Annotated in this window: 1 rRNA gene; it reads right to left on the bottom strand. The window is 38.3% G+C overall.

Going from position 1 to position 230, the window contains the following annotated elements:
* Positions 1-150 precede the first annotated feature (150 nt).
* Positions 151-230: ribosomal RNA gene (locus tag KW844_RS29005) — 16S ribosomal RNA — on the bottom strand; the annotation flags it as partial.

The raw sequence follows: 230 nt of genomic DNA on the forward strand, positions 1-230 counted from the left end.
GATTGATTACTCAATCGATGTTGATGTGTGAGATTCGATCTCATTTGCATTACTACGTTTACTCTTAAACGTTAGTAACCAAAACATCTTTTTAAAGAACTAAAATTTGAAAGAGAATGGAAACAACGAGCTACAGATAATGAGCTCTAAAAAGGAGGTATTCCAGCCGCACCTTCCGATACGGCTACCTTGTTACGACTTAGCCCCAATTATCGATTTTACCCTAGGCG

It is taken from the genome of Chitinophaga sp. sic0106 (assembly GCF_019219075.1).
Classification (GTDB): domain Bacteria; phylum Bacteroidota; class Bacteroidia; order Chitinophagales; family Chitinophagaceae; genus Chitinophaga.